Source organism: Microbacterium sp. OVT16B (genome assembly GCF_019969705.1).
In the GTDB taxonomy this organism is placed as follows: domain Bacteria; phylum Actinomycetota; class Actinomycetes; order Actinomycetales; family Microbacteriaceae; genus Microbacterium; species Microbacterium natoriense.
This window is the reverse complement of sequence record NZ_JAHXZA010000001.1, coordinates 88,937-111,088: the sequence shown is the minus strand read 5'-3', so window position 1 is coordinate 111,088 and position 22,152 is coordinate 88,937. Positions and strand designations below refer to the sequence as shown.

17 protein-coding genes are annotated in these 22,152 nt (G+C 68.2%); 5 read left to right on the top strand and 12 right to left on the bottom strand.

Annotated features, from left to right (window positions below; genetic code table 11):
* The 5 genes from LC438_RS00505 to LC438_RS00485 are packed head-to-tail and all read right to left on the bottom strand — an operon-like array spanning position 1 to position 2,507.
* Positions 1-510, bottom strand: a complete 510-nt coding sequence (locus LC438_RS00505; protein ID WP_223585486.1) for an N-acetyltransferase — start codon at positions 508-510, stop codon at positions 1-3.
* Positions 503-1,030: a phage tail protein gene (locus tag LC438_RS00500; RefSeq protein ID WP_223585485.1), complete on the bottom strand. Its 528-nt coding sequence runs from the start codon at positions 1,028-1,030 to the stop codon at positions 503-505. Before LC438_RS00500 ends, LC438_RS00505 begins: the two co-directional genes overlap by 8 nt.
* Before the next feature lie 25 nt (positions 1,031-1,055).
* A complete protein-coding gene (locus tag LC438_RS00495) occupies positions 1,056-1,556 on the bottom strand; it encodes a phage tail protein (RefSeq protein ID WP_223585484.1) in 501 nt (166 codons plus the stop codon).
* A gap of 7 nt (positions 1,557-1,563) precedes the next feature.
* Positions 1,564-2,076, bottom strand: a complete 513-nt coding sequence (locus LC438_RS00490; protein ID WP_223585483.1) for a phage tail protein — start codon at positions 2,074-2,076, stop codon at positions 1,564-1,566.
* On the bottom strand, positions 2,073-2,507 hold the full coding sequence (locus tag LC438_RS00485) for a hypothetical protein (protein ID WP_223585482.1): 435 nt from the start codon (positions 2,505-2,507) through the stop codon (positions 2,073-2,075). The genes LC438_RS00490 and LC438_RS00485 overlap by 4 nt, the downstream gene beginning before the upstream one ends.
* A 162-nt stretch (positions 2,508-2,669) precedes the next feature.
* On the opposite strand from LC438_RS00485, the gene LC438_RS00480 reads away from it, so the two are divergent.
* A complete protein-coding gene (locus LC438_RS00480) occupies positions 2,670-6,941 on the top strand; it encodes a putative Ig domain-containing protein (RefSeq protein ID WP_223585481.1) in 4,272 nt (1,423 codons plus the stop codon).
* A gap of 21 nt (positions 6,942-6,962) precedes the next feature.
* On the opposite strand, the gene LC438_RS00475 is transcribed toward LC438_RS00480, so the two are convergent.
* The gene (locus LC438_RS00475) at positions 6,963-8,474 is read right to left on the bottom strand and encodes a methyltransferase (RefSeq protein ID WP_223585480.1); all 1,512 of its coding nucleotides are present in this window, start codon (positions 8,472-8,474) and stop codon (positions 6,963-6,965) included.
* Positions 8,475-8,571: 97 nt separating this feature from the next.
* Here LC438_RS00475 and LC438_RS00470 point away from each other — a divergent pair, with 97 nt between their 5' ends.
* From LC438_RS00470 to trxA, 4 genes are all read left to right on the top strand, one after another.
* Positions 8,572-10,800, top strand: a complete 2,229-nt coding sequence (locus tag LC438_RS00470; RefSeq protein WP_223585479.1) for a DUF6049 family protein — start codon at positions 8,572-8,574, stop codon at positions 10,798-10,800.
* Complete coding sequence (murJ, locus tag LC438_RS00465; protein WP_223585478.1) at positions 10,797-12,416, top strand: murein biosynthesis integral membrane protein MurJ; 1,620 nt, start codon at positions 10,797-10,799, stop codon at positions 12,414-12,416. The genes LC438_RS00470 and murJ overlap by 4 nt, the downstream gene beginning before the upstream one ends.
* 168 nt (positions 12,417-12,584) lie before the next feature.
* Positions 12,585-13,559: a thioredoxin-disulfide reductase gene (trxB, locus tag LC438_RS00460; RefSeq protein WP_105677495.1), complete on the top strand. Its 975-nt coding sequence runs from the start codon at positions 12,585-12,587 to the stop codon at positions 13,557-13,559.
* Between the two features lie 69 nt (positions 13,560-13,628).
* Positions 13,629-13,952 (top strand): thioredoxin, encoded by a 324-nt coding sequence (gene trxA / locus LC438_RS00455; RefSeq protein ID WP_105677494.1) that lies wholly within the window; start codon positions 13,629-13,631, stop codon positions 13,950-13,952.
* A gap of 60 nt (positions 13,953-14,012) precedes the next feature.
* Here trxA and LC438_RS00450 read toward each other — a convergent pair whose 3' ends face one another.
* The 6 genes from LC438_RS00450 to rsmG form a co-directional block, all read right to left on the bottom strand.
* Entirely contained in the window at positions 14,013-14,531 is a 519-nt protein-coding gene (locus tag LC438_RS00450; protein WP_223587431.1) for a GrpB family protein, read from the bottom strand.
* 19 nt (positions 14,532-14,550) lie between these two features.
* On the bottom strand, positions 14,551-14,886 hold the full coding sequence (locus LC438_RS00445) for a tryptophan synthase subunit alpha (protein ID WP_223585477.1): 336 nt from the start codon (positions 14,884-14,886) through the stop codon (positions 14,551-14,553).
* Positions 14,887-14,933: 47 nt separating this feature from the next.
* Positions 14,934-16,376 carry a sugar porter family MFS transporter gene (locus LC438_RS00440; protein ID WP_223585476.1) on the bottom strand — a complete coding sequence of 481 codons (1,443 nt, stop codon included), beginning with the start codon at positions 16,374-16,376 and terminating at the stop codon, positions 14,934-14,936.
* A gap of 118 nt (positions 16,377-16,494) precedes the next feature.
* Entirely contained in the window at positions 16,495-17,466 is a 972-nt protein-coding gene (locus tag LC438_RS00435; RefSeq protein ID WP_223585475.1) for a ParB/RepB/Spo0J family partition protein, read from the bottom strand.
* On the bottom strand, positions 17,466-18,389 hold the full coding sequence (locus LC438_RS00430) for a ParA family protein (RefSeq protein ID WP_105677488.1): 924 nt from the start codon (positions 18,387-18,389) through the stop codon (positions 17,466-17,468). The genes LC438_RS00435 and LC438_RS00430 overlap by 1 nt, the downstream gene beginning before the upstream one ends.
* 3,129 nt (positions 18,390-21,518) lie before the next feature.
* Positions 21,519-22,142: a 16S rRNA (guanine(527)-N(7))-methyltransferase RsmG gene (rsmG, locus tag LC438_RS00425; RefSeq protein ID WP_223585473.1), complete on the bottom strand. Its 624-nt coding sequence runs from the start codon at positions 22,140-22,142 to the stop codon at positions 21,519-21,521.
* Positions 22,143-22,152 lie beyond the last annotated feature (10 nt).

Here is a 22,152-nt window from a genome sequence, read left to right as displayed (position 1 = left end):
CTATGCAACCGAATGGATGCCGGGGTATTCCCCCGCCGGCTCCCGCCGCATCTCCAGGTAGCCTTCCGAGTCCCCGCCCGCCACGACGAAGCCGCGGCGCTCATACCATCCGCGCGCCGCGGCGTCGTGCCACACCGACAGCGTGACGACCGCCTCGGCGGCATCCGCTTCGCCGAGGATGATCGACAGCAGCCGCCCGCCGACGCCCCTCCCCCTGGCCGTCGCCGACACCGCGATGTCGCACAGGCGCACGGCAGCCGCGGAGTCCACGGCATCCGCGGTCACCGCGTAGGCGACGGGAGCGCCGTCCATCGAGAGCAGCAGGCCCACGGCATCCGGATGCTGTGCCAGCAGTCCCGCGAACTTCGAGGTCAGCTGCACCTCGACGAGCGGCCTTGCGACCGCCACCGGGATGCCGTGCAGGCGCTGATGCAGCTCCTCCGCGGCGATCGCGTGGAGACGAGGGTCGTCGAGGGAGACCCGTTCGATTCGAGAGGCGTCGTCATCCACGCGGCGGGAAGACGCCCTGCAAAGCGATCACGTAGTACATGCCCACATACGGGGGCATGTTGTTGTGCGCCGCGTTCCCTCCCGACAAGGCGAGGGCGTCGGGTGCCATCGCCGTGTTCTTCGACGAGGCGTACGCGTTGCGGGTGGCCCTGCCGTACCGGGTCTCGGCCCAGCGCCGGTCAGCCGGGCTGCCGGTGTTGCCCGGAGTCGCCACGGCGTTGGCGGTATGCGTGTGACCCGGCATCTCCGAGCTGAGAAGGGTGACCGACGGGCTTCCGCCCATCTCACCGACGATGCGAGGCGTGAGGCCAGGCCCCTCTCCCTGGCCGATCACGAACGAGCCGTTCAGGTTGGGCAGGGCGAACGTCACCTTCCCGTCACCGCCGTAATTCGTGCCGAGGAGCGAGAAGAGCGCCGTGTTCTGCGAGATGGGGATGAGCTGGCCGCTGCACAGAGCCCACCCCTGAGGGGCGAAGTTGAAGCCGACGGTGCGGATCTCGCCGAGGTATGGGTCCACCATGATGCGCTCTCCCGTGGATCGAAGGTCAGTTGCGAGACGGGAAGACGCCCGTCAGCGCGATGATGTGGTTGACGACGAGATAGGGCGACTGGTTCTCGTGCGCCTGATTGCCACCCGCCACCCCGATCGCGGAGGAGCTCATGATGCCGCTGGCATCCGTGCCGTAGGCGGGTTCGCCTGGCGCGGCCCAGTACGTGCCCTGCGGCGTGGCGGTGTCGGCGGCACCCGACGACGCCTGCACGACGTGCGTGTGCCGAGGCATCTCCTGAACCGACAGGGTGTGCGAGGCCTCGCCGCCGACCACCCCGATATCGATGCCGTTGGGGCTGGGGTGGATCGGAGACCTGCCGCGCAGATCGGGGAGTGCGAAGGTCGTGACCCCGTTGCCCCCGTACATCGTTCCGAGCAAGGCGAACAGCGCCTGGTTCTGTGCGATCGACATGATCTGTCCGTCGCACAGTGCCCAGCCTCTGGGGGCGAAGTTGAAGGAGACACGGCGGATCTCGCCGAGGAATTGCAAGCTCATCGTGTGCTCAGTTCTGCGAGGGGAAGATGCCGTAGAGGGCGATGATGTACGACACCGCGACGAACGGCGGCATGTTCTCGTGAGGCAGGTTGCCGCCGGCCGGAGAGATCGCGTTGCCCGCGAGCGTGGCATTCGACGCGGCATCCGAGTAGGCGTTGGACGACTGCGCGGCCCAGCGCGCCTGCGTGGGCGAGGTGCCGCCTGCGGTGGCGGAGTACACGGCGGAGTGCGTGTGCGACGGCAGCTGCTGCGACGTCAGGGTGACCGTCTCCGCCCCACCCGTCTGCCCGATCACATAGGTTCCGACACCGCCGCGCGGGCCCATGTGCACCGCGGAGCGCCCCTGCAGGTCGGGAAGGCGGAACGTCGTCTGTCCGTCGCCGCCGTAGGTCGTGCCGATCAGGGCGTACAGCGTCTCGTTCTCGGCGATGCTGACGAGCTGTCCGTTGCAGAACGCCCAGCCGGCAGGGGCGAAGTTGCCGGCGAAGAGGCGGATCTCGCCGATGTAGTACTCGCTCATGACGCGCCCTCTCCCCGGTCGATCGTGGCCTCGAGCCGCGCATCGCTGCCGACCCTCGCAAGGAACAGGGAGGCGACGAGCTCTCCGCCCTGCGTGAGACGGTAGATGCCGTCGCGGGCGCCGTCGTCGGTCGTGAACTCCAGACGGAAGCGGTTCTCGGCATCCCCTCCCCCGTGGAGGTCGTCGACGCTCGCCAGCACCAGGCGGTGAGCCGACCACGGGGAGGCGCCCGAGAACTCGGCGCCTTCCTTCCCGGCGAACATCGAACGCACGGGGGTGAGCGGATCGGTCCCAGGAGCGGATGCCGCGGCATCCGTCATCGGCCGCGAGGAGGTCGCGGCCACGGCCGGGGGTGCGCCGGCGGCCATGCCGACGCCGAGCACGACGGCACCGGCTCCGAGCACGCCTCGGCGGGAGATCACAGCAGTCATGAGCGCTCCTGCAGTCGGATGCACCCTGGGGTCTGCCTTATCAGGCGAGGTGCGGAACTGACGCTATCACCCGGCGTGGCCAACCGATAGCATTCCGATATTCCCGTTGATCTCACGGTGCCCCCAGCGCCCGAGCGAAGGACTTCGATGTCTGCTCCCCGGATGTCCCCCCTCTCGACGCGCGGCGCCATCGCCGCCGTCGCCGTGCTCGCGTTGAGCACCGTCGGGCTCGTCGTCGCCGATCCCGCTGCGGCCGCGACCACGATCACCGTCACGAGCTTCACCGACGCCGATGCGAACGGCGCATGCTCGACGCCGAGCGTCACGACGACGGCCTCGCCCGTGACGCTGCGCAACGCGCTCTGCGTGGCGAGCAACCTCGGCGGCGAGAGCACGATCACGGTGCCCGGTGGCACGTACACCCTCACCGGCGGGGCCCTGAAGCTCGGCACGCAGTCGGGCACCGACGTGCGTCTGGCGTCGTCTGGAGGACGCGCGAGCGTCGTCGGCGGCGGAACGACGCAGCTCCTCGCGATCGACGCCGATCTCGTGGGCGACATCTCCGTCGAGATCGACGGCTTCGCCTTCACCGGCGGCAGGGACACCGTCTACGGCGGCGGCGCGATCATCGCCGGCAGCTTCACCGCGGCCTCCCCCGACTCGCTCATCGTGCGCGACACCCGGTTCATCGACAACAGGTCGACCGGCGGCACCGCCAACCCCGGCGGCGCGATCCAGTTCATCGGCGGCGACCTCACGATCGAGGACTCGACGTTCGACGGCAACGACGCCGGTCCCGCCAACGGCGGTGCCGTGTACTACGAGGCCTCCGCATCGGGCGACGCCCTCTCGGTGACCGATTCCACGTTCACGAACAACAGGGTGACCGCGTCGGCGGGGATCGTCGCCGGCGGCGGCGCGATCGCGATCGATTCGAACGGCGTCGGGACGGCGCAGATCACCGGCAGCACGTTCGGCTCCAACGTCGCCGACGGCACGAGCGGCACGGCGGCGCGAGGCGGCGCGATCCAGCAGCTCCAGGGCCCGTCGACGGTGACCGGCAACGTCTTCACCGCGAACGTCGCCAGCGGCGCATCCGCGGGTGGCGGCGCACTGGATGCCGCAGACGGCGCCCTCAGCGCCCAGTACAACTCCTTCTCGGGCAACACCGGCGCCGCCGCCGTACGCACGAGCGCCACGACCGTCGCGACGCTGACGAACAGCTGGTGGGGCTGCAACGGCGGTCCGGGCGCCGCGGGGTGCGACACCACGAGCATCGCCAGCGGATCGGCGAACCCGTACCTCGTGCTGAGCGCGACGACGAGCGCGAGCCTGATCGACACCGCGTCGACCGCCACGTTCACGGCATCGCTGCGCACGAACTCCGCCGGCAGCACCATCGGCGGCGCGAACCTCTCCGCCTTCGAGGGCGCGACCGTCGGGTGGACCGGCGTCGCTCCGTCCGGCTCCTCGGTCTCGTCCTCCGCGTTCCACCTCGGCGAGGCGACCACGACCTTCACCTCCGGCAGCACGGGCGGCCCTGGCGGCGCCACGGCGACCTTCGGGGCGGCATCCGTTCCCGTCTCCGTCGCCGTGCGTCAGAGCGCGGCGTTCACGAGCGCGGCGAGCGCGACAGCCACGGTCGGCACGCCGTTCAGCTTCACGGTCACCGCCACCGGCTTCCCGGTGCCGAACATCTCGCTGACCTCACCCAGTGCCCCTCCAGGACTGACCTTCTCCGCCGGCTCCGGCTCGGCGACGCTCTCCGGCACGCCGACGAGCTCGGGCACCTATCCCCTGACCCTGACCGCGTCCAACGGCGGCGCCCCGGTGCAGCAGACCCTCACCGTCACGATCGGCGCCGCGCCGTCGTTCACCGGATCGCTCACGGCATCCGTCGCCGACGGTGACCCCGTCGACGTGACGATCACCGCGTCCGGCTCCCCGGTGCCGGAGATCGCGGCGACGGGAGGTCTCCCCGCCGGTCTCCAGCTCGACGACAACGGAGACGGCACGGCCCGCCTGCACGGCACGTCGACCGCCGGACCGGGCGAGCACGTCATCCATCTGACCGCGGCGAACGCGCTCGGCACCACCCCGGCCGACTTCACCTTGACGATCACCGCGCCGCCGGCGTTCACGAGCGCCGACCACACGACGTTCACGGTCGGCACGCCCGGACTCTTCCCGATCGTCGTCGACGCCGGGTTCCCTGTACTGAACACGGTGACCCTCACGGGCGCCCCGGCCTGGCTCACGCTGCTCGGTGCGGCGGGCATGCAGCAGCTGCAGGCCACGCCGCCGGCGGGTGCGGGCGGCACGTACACCTTCGATCTGGCCATCACGGGCAGCTCCGTCACCCAGGAGTTCACTCTGACGGTGCACGAGGCTCCCGTCATCACCGACCAGCCCGACTCGATCAGCGTGATCGCCGGCGCGGACGCCGACTTCACCGCGACCGCCTCCGGCTACCCGACCCCGACCGTGCAGTGGCAGCGCTTCACCGGCGGCTCGTGGACCGACATCGCGGGTGAGACCTCGACCACGCTGAGCATCGACACGTCGATCGCGGATGCCGGCGCACGACTGCGCGCCGTGTTCACGAGCTCCGCGGGCACCGCCACCAGCGACGAGGCCGTGCTCTCGGTCGGTCAGGTGCCGGTGCTGGACGAGGTGGACCCGGTGACGGCCCCGGTCGGGACGCCCCTGTCCGTCGACATCGCCAGCACCGGCATCCCGGTGAGCGCTCTGACCGCCACGGGCGTGCCCGCCTGGCTGACGTTCACGGATGCCGGCGACGGCACCGCCACCCTCACCGGCACCCCCGCCCTGACGGACGCCGGTGCGGTGGAGATCACGGTGACCGCGGACAACGGCTTCGGCACGGATCAGATCACGGTGGACATCACGGTGGTCGGCTCGCTCCCGGTGTTCCTGGGCGCCACGGTCGCGACCGTCGACCGCGGCGAGCCCGTCGACATCACCATCGCCACGACGGGTGTGCCGACGCCGACGATCGCCGCCATCGGGCCCGTGCCCGCCGGACTCTCCCTCGACGACAACGGAGACGGGACGGCGAGCCTGCACGGCACGCCGACGGCACTGGCCGGGGCGTACGCGATCGCGATGACCGCGACGAACATCCACGGCACCGTGCCGGGCATCTTCTTCCTCACGATCAGGGAGGCGCCGAGCTTCACGAGCGCCGACCACACCACCTTCACGGTCGGCTCCGCCGGATCGTTCCCCGTGACCGTCGACCCCGGGTTCCCCGTGAAGAACGCGGTGAGCATCAGCGGAGCGCCGGCCTGGCTCTCCCTCGACGGCGTCGCAGGTTCGCAGACGCTGGTGGGCACGCCCCCGGCGGGCTCGGGCGGAACCGTCTCCTTCGAGCTCTCGATCGACGGCAGCGGCGTCACGCAGAGCTTCACGCTCACGGTGAACGAGGCCCCCGTCATCACGGCCCAGCCGGTCGCCGCGACGGTCTTGGAGGGCACGGACGCGACGTTCACCGCGACCGCGACCGGGTACCCGGCGCCGTCCGTGCAGTGGCAGCGCTTCACCGGAGGCTCCTGGTCCGAGGTCGCCGGAGCCACGGGCACCACGCTGACGCTCGCGCCGACGATCGGCGACGACGGCACGCTGTTCCGTGCGGTGTTCACGAACACGGCGGGTTCGGCGACGAGCGACGAGGTCCTGCTCACAGTCGGCCAGACGCCGGTCGTCGACGCGATCGACCCGATCACCGCGCTGGCGGGAGCCCCCGTCACGGTCGACATCACGAGCACCGGTCTCCCGGTGAGCGCCCTCACCGCCACGGGTGTCCCGGCCTGGCTGACGTTCACGGATGCCGGCGACGGCACCGCCACCCTCACCGGCACCCCGGCCCTCGCCGACGCCGGCGCGGTGGAGATCACGGTCACCGCGGCGAACGGCTTCGGCACCGCCGAGACCACCGTGCAGATCACCGTGCTGACCACCGTGGCCCTGCCGTCCGTGCTCCCGAGCGCATCCGACGGCGCGCTGACCGGGGTTCCCGCCTCGGTCGTCCGCGGCCAGCAGCTCACGATCGGCGGCTCCGGCTTCCTCCCCGGGGCGACGATCCAGCTCGGCATCTACTCGGTGCCGACGATGCTCGGCACGACCGTCGCCGACGGTTCGGGATCGTTCTCGGCCGTCATCACCATCCCCGCCGGCCAGACCCTCGGAGCGCACACGATCGCCGCGATCGGGATCGGCGCCGAGGGCACTGCGCGCCTGCTGACGGCATCCACCACGGTCGTCGCACCCGCGACGGGCGGAGGCACCGGAACCGGCGGACTCGCCGCGACGGGTGCGGATGCCGCGCCGTCTCTCGGCCTCGGGCTCATCGCCCTGTTCGCGCTGCTGGGCGGACTCGCCCTCATCCGCGGCGCGCGTCGGCGCCTGGCGTAGCGACGACGGGCCGCTGCGCGCTCAGCCGTGCAGCAGCCCGTCGAGCACGAGCTGACGGATGCGGGGCTCGAGGTCCGCCCACAGGTCGACCAGCGGCACCTCGAACAGGTCGGCGAGGGCCGACACGATCTGCACGACCGTGAGGTCGCCGTCGCAGGCTCCGACGAAGGCGGCGAGCGCGGAGTCGACCTTGAGAGTGCGGGCGAACCCGCCGCCCTGGCGCAGTTCGATCACGCTCGGGTCGTCGTTGCCGGGAAGGAGATGCCGCGCCTCGGTGACGTCGGATGCCGTGAAGAGCGTCGTCGGCAGTCCGTCGGCGAGCAGGTCGTGCGCCTCGAGCCCCTGACGCAGCGCTCCGCCGACGTTCGACACCGGCTGCGGCATCCGCTCGATCCGCCGCAGCGGCGTGGCCGTGGGGTTCGCCGGGCGGCGCAGCAGGATGTACCCGAAGCCCACCGCGGAGACGCCGCGCTCCTCGAAGTCGTCGAGCCACGCGGTCAGCAGCCTCGTGAACGCCGCATCGCGCGGAGTCGTGCCGCCGTCGCGGATCCACAGCTCCGCGTAGCCGAGCGGGGAGAGCTCCTCCCGCTGGATGACCCACAGGTCGACGTCGGCGGGAACCCAGGACGAGAGGCGGTCGAGTCCGGACTCGACGACTCGCGACTCCCAGTTGCCGAGCAGCTGCGCCGCCCCGCCCGCGGTGAGGTACGACGGAGCGGTGCGCACGAACTGCTCCACCAGCGCGTCGCCCACGAGACCGCCGTCGCGGTACTCGTACTCGGGCACGCCGTCGACGCGCGGCGTGATCACGAACGGAGGGTTGGAGACGATCAGATCGAACGCCTCCCCCTCGACGGGCTCGAACATGCTGCCCAGACGGAACTCGATGTTGCGGGCGCCGTTGAGCATCGCGTTCAGCTCGGCGTAGGCGAGCGCACGCGCGGAGATGTCGGTCGCCACGACGGATGCCGCGTGCCGCGACACCAGCAGGGCCTGGATGCCGCAGCCGGTGCCCAGATCGAGAGCGCGGTCGACCTCGAGGGGCATCACGATCTCGGCGAGCGTGCGGGATGCGCCTCCGACGCCCAGGACGTGATCGGCGGGGAGGGCGCCGTCGAGGGCCACCTCGTCGAGATCGCTCGCGATCCACCATTCGCCGATGCCGTCGGCGTCGACGAACGACTGCGGCCGCAGCAGAGCGGTCGGGGTGACGGCATCCTCCGTCAGCGTCGCCAGTCCGAGGCTCACGAGTCCCTGCACGCCCAGCTGCGGGAGCGCGGCCTCGACGGCGGCGGTCGGCTGCGGCATGCCGAGGACGAGCAGCCTGCCGAGCGTGGCGAGCACGCCATCGTCACCGGAGATCGCACGCAGGATCGGCTCGCGCGTCCCGCGGGCGAGCGCGTCGTCCGCCTCGCTCCCCCACAGGCTCCTGAGCGGCTCCGAGCGGAAGTCGGCGGCGTCGAGATCGGCGGCGAACGCGGCGCAGAGGAGGGGCTCGGGCGTGGGTGCTGCGGTGTCGGACACGGCCGTCACTCTACGCGTCTTCAGGGTTCTCCATCGCCCGCGCACCTAGAATCACAGGGTCAGCACTCACGATCAGCCCGTTCTCGGGCGTTCGAGGAAGACCCCCATGACCGTGATCATCCCCGAGAGCGGCTTCCGTGCGCGCCTGCGGCGCGCGACGAGCGGAGCCGCCGTCTTCGCGATCGCTCTGGGTGTCTGCGGGATCGCCGCCACCAGCGCCCACGCCGCCGACAAGACCGACGACGCGGTCGTCGAACTGCACCTGTCGGCGGGTGCGAACGGCGCCGTCACCCCCGGTCTCTCCACCTCCGCCTCAGTGACCGTGCAGAACGGCACCGGCGACGCTCTCTCCACCGGTCACGTCGTGGTGGAACTGAACCGGACAGCCCTCGCCGACCGCGCCGCTGTCGCCGACTGGTTCGAGTCCGAGGATGCCGACGGAGCGTTCGACCGCATCGCCGACGACAGCACCGCCGCCGTGAACGCGGGCGCGTCGGCCACGAGCAGCATCCCGCTCCCGCAGGAGCTCTTCGCCGACCTCGCCCCCGGCGTGTACCCGCTGCGCGCCGAGCTCACCGGGGCCTCCCCGGGGTCGGGAAGCGAAGAGGATGCGACGGCGACGAGTGTGCTCGTGGTCTCGGCCGCGCAGCGACCCCAGGTCGCCGTGCTGGTCCCGATCACGGCCACACCGCAGAACGGCGCCCTGCTGTCGATCGACGAGCTCACCGAGCTCACGGCCGCAGACGGCGATCTCACCGCCCAGTTGGACGGCGTCTCCGGCACCTCGGCGGTGCTGGCGATCGACCCGGCGATCCCTGCGGCGATCCGCGTGCTCGGCACGTCGGCCCCGACCAGCGTGACCGAGTGGCTCGACCGCCTCGATGCCCTGCCCAACGAGCGCTTCGCCCTGCAGTTCGGCGATGCCGACGCCACCACGCAGGCGCAGGCCGATCTTCCGTCGCTGCTCGCCCCGACGACGCTCGCTCCGTTCCTCGACCCGAAGAACTTCCAGGCGCCCGCGACGCCGACTCCGGACGCGACGCCCTCGCCGACTCCGACAGACGGGCCCGTGCTTCCCGACGATGAGACCCTGTCGGTCGTCGACGGTGCAGCCCCCGGCATCCTCTGGCCGCGCGGAGATGTCACGACCGACGACCTCGCCGACTTCCGCACCTATCTCGGCGGCACGGCGTCGACCGTCCTGCCTTCGACGTCGCTGTCGTCCGGCTCGTCCGGGCACGCCGCCGTCGGAGACGCTGACGTGCTGGTCACGGATGCCGCGGCATCCGACGCCCTCTCCACGGCGGCGAACGAACCCGACGCGACCGCACGATCGCGCTCCCTGGCGGCGGCGAACGCGTACCTCTTCCTCTCCGCACAGCAGTCAGCGGCGCCGCTGATCGTCGGACTCGACCGCGACGAGAACCGCACGGCCGATGCACTGCGCGACGCCGTCACCACGGCGGACTCCCCCGGGGTCGATCTCACCTCGGTGCGTGCGGCCCCGGCTGCCGCGGCATCCGTCGACTCAGACGTCGACGACGACCGCGGTGCCGCTCTGCACCGGATGCTCGCCGACGAGGTCACACTGGGCTCGTTCTCGACGATCCTCAGCGATCCTCAGCTGCTGCTCAGCCCCGAACGCATCAGGATCCTGCGCACGATCGGGGTGGGGCACAGCGCCGCGCAGTTCGAGAAGGCCCTGCGATCCCACACGGATGCCACGCAAGACACCCTGGCCGCGGTCGACATACCGCAGTCGAGCACGATCCAGCTGCTCTCTGCCAACGCGGATCTGCCCTTCAGCGTGCGCAACGACCTCCCCTGGCCGGTCAACATCGTGCTGTACACGCGCCCCAGCGACCCGCGCCTCGAGGTGAAGCCCGTCACCACCGCAGAGATCCAGGCCCGCACCACCGGCAGGGTCAAAGTGCCGGTCTCGGCACGGGTGGGCAGCGGCGAGCTCGACCTGCACCTCTCTCTCAAGAGCCCGACCGGAGTCTCGATCGGTCAGGATCAGACCGTCCGCGTCGCCGTGCGCGCCGAGTGGGAGGGCATCGGACTCGCCGTGTTCGGCAGCCTGATCGCCATCCTCCTCGTGCTGGGCATCGTCCGCACCCTGCGTCGCCGGCGCAAGAACCGCGACGAGGCGCCCCAGGATGCGGAGACGGATGCCGCGGCCGACGAAGAGCCATCGGAGAACGTGGAGTCCGATGCGGAAAACGCCGAGGACGCTGCGCCTGATCAGGCGACCGGTTCTCACCCGCCCGTGATCCCGACCTCACCGACGGATGCCGCGACCGATCCCGCCGATCCCTCGAAGGACCCTCAGTGAGCAGTCTCGGCCGCGCCAGCGCCCTCCTCGGGGCGGGCACCCTCGTCTCCCGCGTCACCGGCCTCATCCGGACGATCGTGCTGCTCGCCGCCATCGGCAGCTTCGGCCGCCCCGGTGATGCCTTCGGCGTCGCGAACCAGCTGCCGAACAACGTCTTCACCATCATCCAGACCGGCATCCTGACTGCCGTGATCATCCCGCAGATCGTGAAGGCCGGCGCCCACAAGGACGGCGGGCGGGCGTACATCTCCAAGCTGTTCACGCTGGGCACCGTGGTGTTCCTCGGGGCGACCGTCCTCGCCATGCTGCTCGCACCGTGGCTGGTCGCGCTCTACGGCCCGAAGTTCACGCCCGACCAGCAGGCGCTGGCGACGGCTTTCGCGTACTGGTGCCTGCCGCAGATCTTCTTCTACGGTCTCTACGCTCTGATCGGCGAGACCCTGAACGCGAAACGCGTGTTCGGCCCCTACACATGGGCGCCCATCGCCAACAACATCGTCTCGATCGCGGGCTTCCTCATCTTCATCGCGCTGTTCGGCGGCGACCGCAATCACGTCGACATGTGGAACCCCACGATGATCGCGCTGCTCGCCGGCACGGCGACGCTGGGGATCGCGCTGCAGGCCGCTCTGCTCCTCGTCTCCTGGCGGCGCACCGGACTCCGGCTCCGCGCCGACTTCCAGTGGCGCGGCGTCGGTCTGCGCGGCGTCGGCACCCTGGCGGGCTGGACCTTCCTGATGGTGATCGCCGGCCAGGTCGCCGGCTGGGTGCAGACCGCCGTCGTGGGCGACGCCTCAGGCGACAACCCCTCCGTCATCTTCATGCAGGCGGCATGGCTCGTCTTCATGCTCCCGTACTCGATCTTCGCGATCTCGATCGGAACCCCGTACTTCACTCAGATCGCCGAGCACGCCGCCGCGAAGCGCGACCTCGACGTCCGTGCGGATGTGGCCCGCTGCATCCGCGTGATCTCACTGTTCGTCGTCGGCTCGGGCATCGCTCTCGCCGCCGCCGCCGTGCCCGCCACCCGGATCTTCACCACGACCTCCGAGCAGGCCGTCCAGGCGGCCCCCGTGCTCATCTGCTATCTCGTGGGCCTCCTACCGCTCGCCCTGCTGTTCATCGTGCAGCGCGCGTTCTACGCCTACGGAGACACCCGCACGCCCTTCTACTTCACCCTCGTGCAGGTGGCGCTCATCATCGGGCTCTCGCTTCTCGCGGGCGCTGTGGCCCCGATCGAGCAGCTCGCCGCCGCCATCGCCCTCGGGCAGTCGATCGCCGGGATCATCCAGACGATCATCGCGATCTGGATCCTGCGCAATCGCCTCGGCGGACTCGAGATCCCGAAGACCCTTCTCTCCCTCCTCCGTTTCTTCATCGCCGCCATACCGGCCGGCTTCGCGGGATGGGGCGCCTATCTCCTTCTCGGCGCCGAGAACGGTTGGACCCTCGGCAACAGCGGATCCAACTTCCTCGATCGCCTCCTGGGCGCCGTCGGAACGGGAGTGATCGGCCTCGCCGCCGTCATCGTCTACGTGATCGTGCTCCTCCTGCTCCGCGCCCCCGAGCTGTCAGCCGCCACGCGGATGCTCCGCAGATTCCTCCCCGGCCGCTGACCCCCCTCCCTCCCGTCCCTCGTCCCGTCCCGTCCCCTCCGTCGAGTGCACGAGTACTCGTCGAGTGCACGAGGACTCCGCGTCCAGGAGAGCGCTGGGTCGGGGAATGCCCCGCGGTTACCATTGGTTGAAGCAGCGGAACCCCTTTTCAGGGAAGAGAGAGAGCACATGCGTCAGGTCATCATCATCGGCTCCGGCCCCGCCGGATTCACCGCCGCCATCTACGCGGCGCGGGCGAGCCTCAAGCCGCTGCTCATTGCGAGCTCGGTGGAGGTCGGCGGCGAGCTGATGAACACCACCGAGGTCGAGAACTACCCCGGCTTCCCGGAGGGGATCCAGGGCCCCGAGCTCATGGCCAAGCTGCAGGAGCAGGCAGAGAAGTTCGGCACCGAGGTCCTCTACGACGACGTCACCTCACTCGACCTCGAAGGACCCGTGAAGACGGTCACCCTCGGCAGCGGCGCCGTGCACGAGACGCGCACCCTGATCTACGCGACGGGCTCCGCCTACCGCAAGCTCGGCATCGAGGGCGAAGAGCGCCTCTCCGGCTACGGCGTCTCCTGGTGCGCGACCTGCGACGGCTTCTTCTTCCGCGAGAAGACGATCGCCGTCGTGGGCGGCGGCGACTCCGCGATGGAGGAGGCGACCTTCCTCACGCGCTTCGCCGACAAGGTCTACGTGATCCACCGCAAGGACACGCTGCGCGCCTCGAAGATCATGCAGGAGCGCGCCTTCGCGAACGAGAAGATCGAGTTCGTGTGGAACAGCGAGGTCGCAGAAGTTCTCGGCGGTGACTCCGTGACCGGTGTGCAGCTGCGCAACACGGTCGACGGCACGCTCAGCGACCTGCCCCTCGACGGCCTGTTCATCGCGATCGGCAACGATCCGCGTACGCACCTCGTGCACGACAAGCTGACGCTCACCGACGAGGGCACCATCTGGGTCGACGGTCGTTCGTCGGTCACCTCGGTGCCCGGCGTCTTCGCGGCCGGCGACGTGATCGACCCCACCTACCGTCAGGCCATCACGGCCGCCGGCTCCGGCACGGTCGCCGCGCTCGACGCGGAGCACTTCCTCGCGGATTTTGACGACGCCTCGGTGGAGGTCCCCGCTGCGGAGGCCGCCGAGGTCATCGTCGCCTGAGGCAGCGGGAACACAATCGCATCGTTCGCTGTTGTAGCGGACGATACCTCGAATCAAGGAGAAACTCTGATGAGTGCAAAGGCTACGAGCCAGGCGACCTGGGAGCAGGACGTTCTGCAGGCCGACGGTCCGGTGCTGGTGGACTTCTGGGCCGAGTGGTGCGGTCCGTGTCGTATGGTCTCGCCGGTGCTGGATGAGATCCAGGCCGACAACCCCGACAAGATCACCATCCTCAAGCTGAACGTCGACGAGAACCCGCAGCTCGCGATGCAGTACCAGATCACCTCGATCCCGGCGATGAAGGTCTTCGTCGGCGGAGAGGTCAAGACGAGCATCATCGGCGCCAAGCCGAAGTTCGCTCTCGAGCAGGATCTCGCCGCTTTCATCGGCTGACCTCCCGCACGCAGTCTCCGGGCCGTCGCTCCTTCAGGGGGTGGCGGCCCTTCTGCATCCCTACTTGTCGGAGACGGGCACAGAAGGCAGGCCGAGGGATGCTCTCGCTCGATCCACGATCTCCTGGATCACCTCGGTCTTGGCCGCGTTGTACGACGATCTCCCCCGCGCCGCGGCCGCCACCGCGTCGCACTTGGCGTGGGCGTAGAGCGCGGCGTCATCACCGTGGGCGCGCAGCCAGTCCCGCAGGATCCTCTGGTTGGCGGCATCCCACTCCTCCGCGGGGAAGAAGTGGGCGATGGCCACGCGCGTGCCGTCGTCGCTCAGGACGAGGACGGGATGCGTGCGCACAGAGCTCTCCGCACGCCACCCCGCGCTCTCCAGAGCGGGTCGATGGCGGGCGAACTCCGCCGCATCCACCACTCGGATCGCGACATCGATGACCGGCTTCGCGCGCAGCCCGGGGACCGCCGTGGAGCCGATGTGCTCGATCACCCAGTCAGGGTCGCCGAGTGCGCGCAGCCCTACCGCGATGCTCTCGAAGCGCTGCGGCCAGGCGGGGTCGTAGGCGACGAGCATCCGGGGCACGGAGCGCCTCTCAGGAGGCGTCTGCCACCGTCGGATCCCACCGACGGTGACGCTGCTTCTCGTCGAGCAGGCCCCATACGGCAGGTGTCAGCTCCGGATACTCCAGCGCGATCTGCCGCAGGACGCGGTAGTGACGCGCCTCGTTCGGCCGCACACCGTCGTTCGCGGCGATGTTGTCGGCACGCAGCAGGTACACGACGAGCTCGTCGACGCTGGGCAGCTCCTCCATGAACTCCCAGGGGTCCTCTCCCCCGAGGAGCCGCTCCTGGATCAGCACGGCCAGTTCGTCCGACGCCTCCGCACGCAGCACTTCGAGGCTGGCGCGGCGGGGAACGTGCTCGGTCATGCTTCCAGCCTACGTGCCGAGAGCGGATGCCGGGCGGCATCCGCTCCTCATCGCGTGGTCTCCCCCATGTCCTCCAGGGACTTGCCCTTCGTCTCCTGCACGAACCGCCACACGAACAGCAGCGACAGCAGGGCGAAGGTCGCGTAGAGGCCGTATGCGAGGCCCAGCGAGATGTCCTTGAGGCCCGGGAACGAGACCGTGATGACCCAGTTCGCGATCCACTGCCCTGCTGCGGCCAGGGAGAGCGCCGCGGCGCGCATGCGGTTCGGGAACATCTCGCCGAGCAGCACCCAGACCACGGGACCCCACGACATGCCGAACGAGATCACGAAGAGGTTCGCCGCGATGAGGGCGATCGGTCCCGCTGCGCCCTGGAGCACCGGTGTGCCGTCGACGACCGGCGCCGTGCCGAAGATCACGGCCATGGTCGCCAGCGTCACGGTCATGCCGATCGAGCCGATGATGAGCAGCGGCTTGCGCCCGAAGCGGTCGACCGTCGCGATCGCGATCAGCGTCGTCAGGATGTTGATCACCGCACTGATCACCGTGATGACGAACGCCTGCGACTCGTCGAAGCCGACGGCCTCCCAGAGGATGTTCGAGTAGTAGAAGATCACGTTGATGCCGACGAACTGCTGGAAGATCGACAGCAGCAGGCCCACCCAGACGATGCCGGCGATCTTGCCCGTCGGGGTGCGCAGGTCGGCCCAGGACGGCTTGGTGGTGCGCTCCATGGTGGCCTGGATGCGGATGACGGTCGTCTCGATCTTGTCGGGGCCGAGCATCTTCGCCAGCACCTCCCTGGCCTCGTCGACGCGATGCTGAGCCACCAGGAACCGCGGGGACTCGGGGATCGTCAGAGCCAGCCCGCCGTACACGACGGCCGGGACGGCCATGGCGAGGAACATCCACTGCCAGGCGCCCAGGCCCAGCCAGAACGGCTCGTTGGAGCCTCCGGCAGCGGTGGCGATCAGGAAGTCCACGAGCAGGGAGATGAAGATGCCGGTGACGATCGCGAGCTGCTGCAGCGAGGCGAGGCGTCCGCGGATGCGTGCGGGAGCGATCTCGGCGATATAGGCCGGGGCGATCACCGACGCCATGCCGACACCCAGACCGCCGATCACGCGCCCCACGATGAGAACCCACAGGTCGGGCGCGAGGCCGGCGACCACGGCGGAGATCAGGAACAGCACCGCGGCGATCTTCATGACCGCGAGTCGGCCGACCCGGTCGGCGATCCTTCCGGCGATCAGGGCGCCCACGGCCGCGCCGAGCAGAGCGGATGCCACGGCGAACCCGAGTGACACCGGATCCGCATCGAAGGTCTTCTCGACTGCCGACACCGCGCCGTTGATGACCGCGCTGTCGTAGCCGAAGAGGAAGCCACCGAGCGCGGCGACCACGGCGATCCTGATCACTCCTGCGCTCTTCGAGTCGCCCTCGTCGTCGAAGACCGATTCCTCCTGGGGTACTGCCCCGTGTCCAGCCATGATCCCACCCTCCGTCATGACCACCGGCGACGGCGTCGGTGGTCAACACACTTGCACAACGAAGAACCCCGCGCCACAGGTTTCTGCAGCGCGGGGTTCTTCGTGGTCTCGGCGGTCGTCAGCTGCGGCCGTAGCCCTCTTCGCCGAGCTCATCGAGGATGCGATTCAGATCCTGGATGGATGCGAAATCAATCGTGACCTGGCCTTTGCGTGCACCGAGGCTGATCTTCACCCGAGTGTTGAGCCTGTCTCCCAGCTTTCCGGCGACCTCATCGAGGTACGCGCGGCGGGCGCCGGGAGTCGGCTTCGCGGTGCGAGCGGGCGTGGACGGCTCGGTCTTCGCCGCCACCTCGGTCGCGCGGACAGACAGGTCTTCGTTGACGACCTTGTCGGCGAGCCGCTGCATCGCCTCCGGCGTCTCCAGGCTCAGGATGGCGCGGGCATGGCCGGCGCTCAGCACACCGGCGGCGACGCGCTGCTGCACGGGGACGGGCAGTTTGAGCAGACGGATCGTGTTGCTGATGCGCGGACGCGATCGTCCGATGCGGGTCGCGAGCTCCTCCTGCGTGATGCCGAAGTCCTCGAGCAGCTGCTGGTAGGCGGATGCCTCTTCCAGGGGGTTCAGCTCCGACCGGTGCAGGTTCTCGAGCAGAGCGTCTCGAAGCAGGTCTTCATCGGCCGTCTCGCGGACGACCGCGGGGATCGACGTGAGTCCCGCCTCGCGGGCCGCGCGCGTACGGCGCTCGCCCATGATGAGCTCGTAAGCTCCCTCGCTGTTCCTGCGCACGACGACGGGCTGCATGACACCGAACTCGCGCACGCTGTGCACGAGCTCCGCGAGGTGCTCCGTGTCGAAGTGCGTGCGCGGCTGCCGAGGGTTGGGAACGATCTCGTGCGGGTCGATCTGGATCAGGTGGATGCCGGGGATCGCCTCGAGTTCGGGGGCAGCATCCTCGACGGGCTGCGCTGCAGCCTCTTCGACCTTCTTGATGGATGCCCCGGGGAAGAACACATCCACCGGACGCTCTGCCTGATCAGCGGTGGGAATGAGGGCGCTGATCCCCCGACCCAGCCCAGTGCGCTTCGCCATCATTTCTCCTTGCTCTGCGCCGCTGTGCGCGACGCGATCTCGACGGCGGCCTCGCGGTACGCGATCGCACCGGCGGACTGCCCATCGTAGGCGATCACGGTCTGTCCGAAGCTCGGCGCCTCCGAGACCCGCACCGAGCGTGGGATCACGGTGTCGAGCACCTGCGTCGGGAAGTGAGTGCGCACCTCTTCGGCCACCTGGTGGGCGAGGCGGGTGCGTCCGTCGAACATCGTGAGCAGGATGGTCGACAGGTGCAGCCCGGGGTTCAGGTGCTTCTGGATCATCTGGATGCTCCCGAGCAGCTGGCTCAGTCCTTCCAGGGCGTAGTACTCGCACTGGATGGGGATGAAGACCTCGGACGCCGCCGTGAAGGCGTTGATCGTCAGCAGCCCCAGAGACGGAGGGCAGTCGATGATGACGAAGTCCATCGGGTTGCTCTCGAGGTAGTCGAGCAGAGCACGACGCAGTCGGTGCTCACGAGCGACCTGGGCGACGAGCTCGATCTCGGCGCCGGCGAGGTGGATCGTGCTCGGCGCGCAGAAGAGGTTCTCGTTCTCGGGGCTCTGCTGCACGATGTCTGCGAGAGGGAACTCATCGATCAGCACGTCGTAGACGCTGGGGACTTCCGCAGTGTGAGGCACTCCCAATGCGGTGGACGCGTTGCCCTGCGGGTCGAGGTCGATCACAAGGACCTTGGCGCCGAGTCCTGCGAGGGCTGAGGCGATGTTCACCGCCGTCGTGGTCTTGCCCACGCCGCCCTTCTGGTTCGAGACGGTGAGGATGCGGGTGTCACCGCTGAAGTCGATCGAGACGTCTTCGAGAACCCTGCGGCGGGCAGAGAGGTCGGCGAGCTCCCGCGCGAGCGGCGTATCCATCCCGAAGGTGTTCGGTGATGCCTTTTCGGATTGTTTCACGTGAAACATCCACTCCTTTCGGGGCCGGGTTCGAGTCTAATCGCTACAGGCGACGTGGCTGAGCGGAGATGTAGGGCCTGGGGATTACTTGCTGCGGATTTGCAGGCTGTCCTGGGTATCTTCAGAACTGCTCGTCGCGGTGGGAAGTCACTGGCAGGTGTGTTGCTCTGGCGACATCGGAGTCTCTGCCTGCGCCATGGTGTGCTCGCAGCTGGGCGCCCACCGATGCCTGTGGCTGCGGCGTCGCTCCAGTCTCGGCAGGTGCATGTCGGTGCGCTCGGGTTGCATCGACGTTCGTGACGCCATGATGCGGCACCACTCCCCTACGCGCTCTTGCATCACGTTCGTCACGTTGGCCGACTCCGTCTGCGAGTCGATGCATGTAGAACCGAAAGGTAGTCCTGTGATGTTTCACGTGAAGCAGTCGACGAATCTGCTCCTGTCCACGTTGTAGCACCACGTTCGTGACGCCACATCTGGGAGTCTGTGGACGAAGAGTAGCGAGGTGTCTCCTGTGATGTTTCACGTGAAACGGCGGTCGGATCCGCTCTTTTCACGCTGTTGCATGACGTTGGTCACCCCGACCGGCGTCTGCTGGGAGTCTGTGGACGAAGGGCATATGAGGCGCTCACAAGATTGCTTCACCTGGAGCGGTGATCAGCTCCTCTCCCTTTCGTAATCCCGCGAGGCGTTGGTCACGCCGATCGTCGGCTTCTGGGACCAGGTGGGCGCAAAGCAAGAAGTGTGGCTCATGTGTTGTTTCACGTGAACGGTGGTCGGCGCCACCATCTTCAGCACTGTCGCATCACGTTCGTCACGCCGATCAGAACCGTCTGGGAGCCCGTGGAAGAAGAGAGGATGGGGACACAAGTCCGTTTCACGTGAATCGGTGGTCGGCGCCACCATCTTCAGCACTGTCGCATCACGTTCGTCATGCCGGCCGGGCATCGGGGAGCTTGTGGACGAGGACTGGATGGGGGATCACATGAGTCTTTCACGTGAAGCGTTGGCCAGGTACTCCCCCTCCGCGCTTTCGAGAGGCGTTGGTCACGCGGGTCGTCGGTCTCTGCGACTAGGTAGACGCAAAGCAGGGGGTGGCCCACGTGAAGTGTCACCTCATCAGTGGTCGAGACCAGCATGCTCAACACTGTCGAACCATGTTCGCCGCTCCGGCCAGGATCATCCGGGGTCCGTGAGGCGCAGAGGAGAAGAATGACTCATGCGTTGTTTCACGTGAAACTGTGGTCGATCTCGCTATCTCACCCATCCCCCGCAGCCGCCAGGCCTGCCCTATTCCCCACATCAAGCCGGAAACCGGCCGTCGGCCACTGCCAACCACCAACCGGACAGCGGACACCGGACATGTCACCGCGTGCAAGACCCCATAATCCGGTGCCGCACGCCCCACCACCGTCCATTTCGTCGCCACTTCACCTCTCACGCCTCACCTCTCACGACTCACGACCCACCACTCACCGCTCACCACTCACCACTCACCACTCACCGCTCCAGGACTACACCTCGCTTCTCATAGATCACACACCGAACTCGTTAGACGGGAACGAGATCCCCGAGACGGTCCATCAACGTCAACAGGCGCGACGTTTCACGTGAAACATGGGCCTACGGACTGCGCGTCGCCCCGTGGGCAGTACTCATCATCCCTCCCCCACTGTTCTTCATGGTCGCCACGTTCGCCCGCGCGCAGTACCCAGAGCCAGTCAACGAGTGGTGATCCTTCGTGCGTCGATACACTCCAGGGGCGACCAGGGCGGTGCGGCCGTCGATGCGCGTTCTCCGCCCAATCCGCTGCTGCTCGGGGTTGAAAAGACTCCGTGACACGACCACCGCCCCAAGATCTCATTGATCCCTCGGCTACTGAGGGAGGCTCCTCACTAACGACGGAGGCAACCGTAACGTGCGTGCGTGCGTGGATGATGTTTCACGTGAAACACTCCGAGCGCGACATATGTCCGTGAGCCACACCGCGCCGACTGGACGGAAGCCAGGCAGCGAGGTCGGCAGAATCATCGATCGTTGTAGCGGACTTCTTCCCGTTGTGCCGTCATCAGCACCACATCACGCTGGATCAGCTCAGAACGACCGCTTCGCAAGCCTCTTCCGCGTCCACTAGTCCCTCGGCAAGCGTGGGGCTCTCACCTCTCAGAAGAGCTCTTCTCGCCGTGTGAGAACGTTGAACTCGCCATCAAGCGAGCTCAGCAAGGTCCGGTGAAACCCGCCTCATTACCGCGTCGCTTCGCAGGAGCCCTCCCTTGTTTCACGTGAACCATACACTCCCTACCTACGTCCTTCGCGAAACTCACGAATGCGCCTGTGCCCAACTGAACCGCCGGCTGGGTAGGCCATGGCCTTTCGCACACAGTTCGGAGCGATGCGTGGTGGCTTCAGTGCCGTTTCACGTGAAACACTCTCGTCGCGCGCTGTCATCCCGAAACGCGCACGAGGACACAGCATCAACCGGAAGTATCCGAGTTGGCGTGCCGAATGGCGCCTACGCCTACGCCTACGCCTACGCCTACGCCTACGCCTACGCCTACGCCTACGCCTACGCCTACGCCTACGCCTACGCCTAGAGTGTGTACCCAACAACCGTGAACCGAGGACGTTTCACGTGAAACATCTAGGGGTATCCCCCCACCACGGAGCCTTCTTCCGCACCGCGGGGACCACTTCCTCGAGCAACGCGGAGCAATCTGACCCGGGAGTATCACCCGATACCAAGACTCGCGCGTCAGGACCGGCGCTATCCGCCGAGCGCGCGAGTCCCAGTGACAGCGATCTCCGGTGTCAACATCTCAGGACCCAGCTCACGTCGAACCGCAGCGAGAATGTTCCGGAAGACGCATTCCTGGGAAGATTAACACCGACGCAAGAGCTGCCCCAGCTCAGCGGCCCACAGCGCAACGGGGACGCGCAGCCATCCATCGCACTCGAACGCAGCGCGAAGTGACCGTCGCGAGCTTCGAAAGACGATGCCGACTCGCCCAGTCCCGGTATCCATCGCAAGTACCTAGGCAGTCAAAGCACGTGAAGAGCAGGCGCAGTCCGCGGTTCCTCCGCCGACGAGAACCGCAGCTCCCATACCCATCGATGTTTCACGTGAAACACCAACCCTGGTCAGCGGACGCGAGCTCGAACGACTCGGGTGGTCTCGGTGAGAACGCCCTCACCGAGGACCTCAACGCGTACATCTGCGAGGCGGAACTTCTTGATCTGCTTCTGCGCCGCGTCGATCTCGTTCGCGGCGTTGAGCCCCTTGAGGAGAGTGAGCTCTCCTCCGTCACGCACCAGGGGTGCAGTCAGCGGGATCAACGTTCGCAACGCGCTGACCGCGCGGGCGGTGACGACGTCGAAACCCTCTGGGCGGCGCACGTCCTCGGCGCGAGCGCGGAGCACCTCCACGTTCGAGAGGCCCAATGACGACACCTGCTCGTTGAGCCAGGTCACGCGACGCTCCATCGGCTCGATGAGCGTCCACTGCACATCCGGACGGGCGATCGCGAGAACCACACCGGGCAGGCCGGCGCCGGATCCGATGTCCGCAACCGAACCGTGGAACAACGGAGCGGCGATCACACTGTTGAGAATGTGCCTGGTCCAGAGGCGGGGGAGCTCGAGTGGACCGATCAGGCCTCGCTCCTCTCCCTCACGCACAAGGGCATCGGTGAAGGAACGGGCCACATCGATGCGATCGCCGAACAGCTCGGCCGCGATCGCGGGCTCGACCTCGACGTCACTCATGACTGGACTC

Bases quoted from the DNA above. Each gene is read 5' to 3' on its own strand.
- LC438_RS00440 (WP_223585476.1), bottom strand. From the start codon at position 16,376: ATGGCTGGACACGGGGCAGTACCCCAGGAGGAATCGGTCTTCGACGAC.
- LC438_RS00450 (WP_223587431.1), bottom strand. From the start codon at position 14,531: ATGCTCGTCGCCTACGACCCCGCCTGGCCGCAGCGCTTCGAGAGCATC.
- LC438_RS00445 (WP_223585477.1), bottom strand. From the start codon at position 14,886: ATGACCGAGCACGTTCCCCGCCGCGCCAGCCTCGAAGTGCTGCGTGCG.
- rsmG (WP_223585473.1), bottom strand. From the start codon at position 22,142: ATGAGTGACGTCGAGGTCGAGCCCGCGATCGCGGCCGAGCTGTTCGGC.
- LC438_RS00500 (WP_223585485.1), bottom strand. From the start codon at position 1,030: ATGGTGGACCCATACCTCGGCGAGATCCGCACCGTCGGCTTCAACTTC.
- LC438_RS00430 (WP_105677488.1), bottom strand. From the start codon at position 18,389: ATGTTTCACGTGAAACAATCCGAAAAGGCATCACCGAACACCTTCGGG.
- LC438_RS00495 (WP_223585484.1), bottom strand. From the start codon at position 1,556: ATGAGCTTGCAATTCCTCGGCGAGATCCGCCGTGTCTCCTTCAACTTC.
- trxB (WP_105677495.1), top strand. From the start codon at position 12,585: ATGCGTCAGGTCATCATCATCGGCTCCGGCCCCGCCGGATTCACCGCC.
- LC438_RS00435 (WP_223585475.1), bottom strand. From the start codon at position 17,466: ATGGCGAAGCGCACTGGGCTGGGTCGGGGGATCAGCGCCCTCATTCCC.
- LC438_RS00485 (WP_223585482.1), bottom strand. From the start codon at position 2,507: ATGACTGCTGTGATCTCCCGCCGAGGCGTGCTCGGAGCCGGTGCCGTC.
- LC438_RS00480 (WP_223585481.1), top strand. From the start codon at position 2,670: ATGTCCCCCCTCTCGACGCGCGGCGCCATCGCCGCCGTCGCCGTGCTC.
- LC438_RS00490 (WP_223585483.1), bottom strand. From the start codon at position 2,076: ATGAGCGAGTACTACATCGGCGAGATCCGCCTCTTCGCCGGCAACTTC.
- trxA (WP_105677494.1), top strand. From the start codon at position 13,629: ATGAGTGCAAAGGCTACGAGCCAGGCGACCTGGGAGCAGGACGTTCTG.
- LC438_RS00470 (WP_223585479.1), top strand. From the start codon at position 8,572: ATGACCGTGATCATCCCCGAGAGCGGCTTCCGTGCGCGCCTGCGGCGC.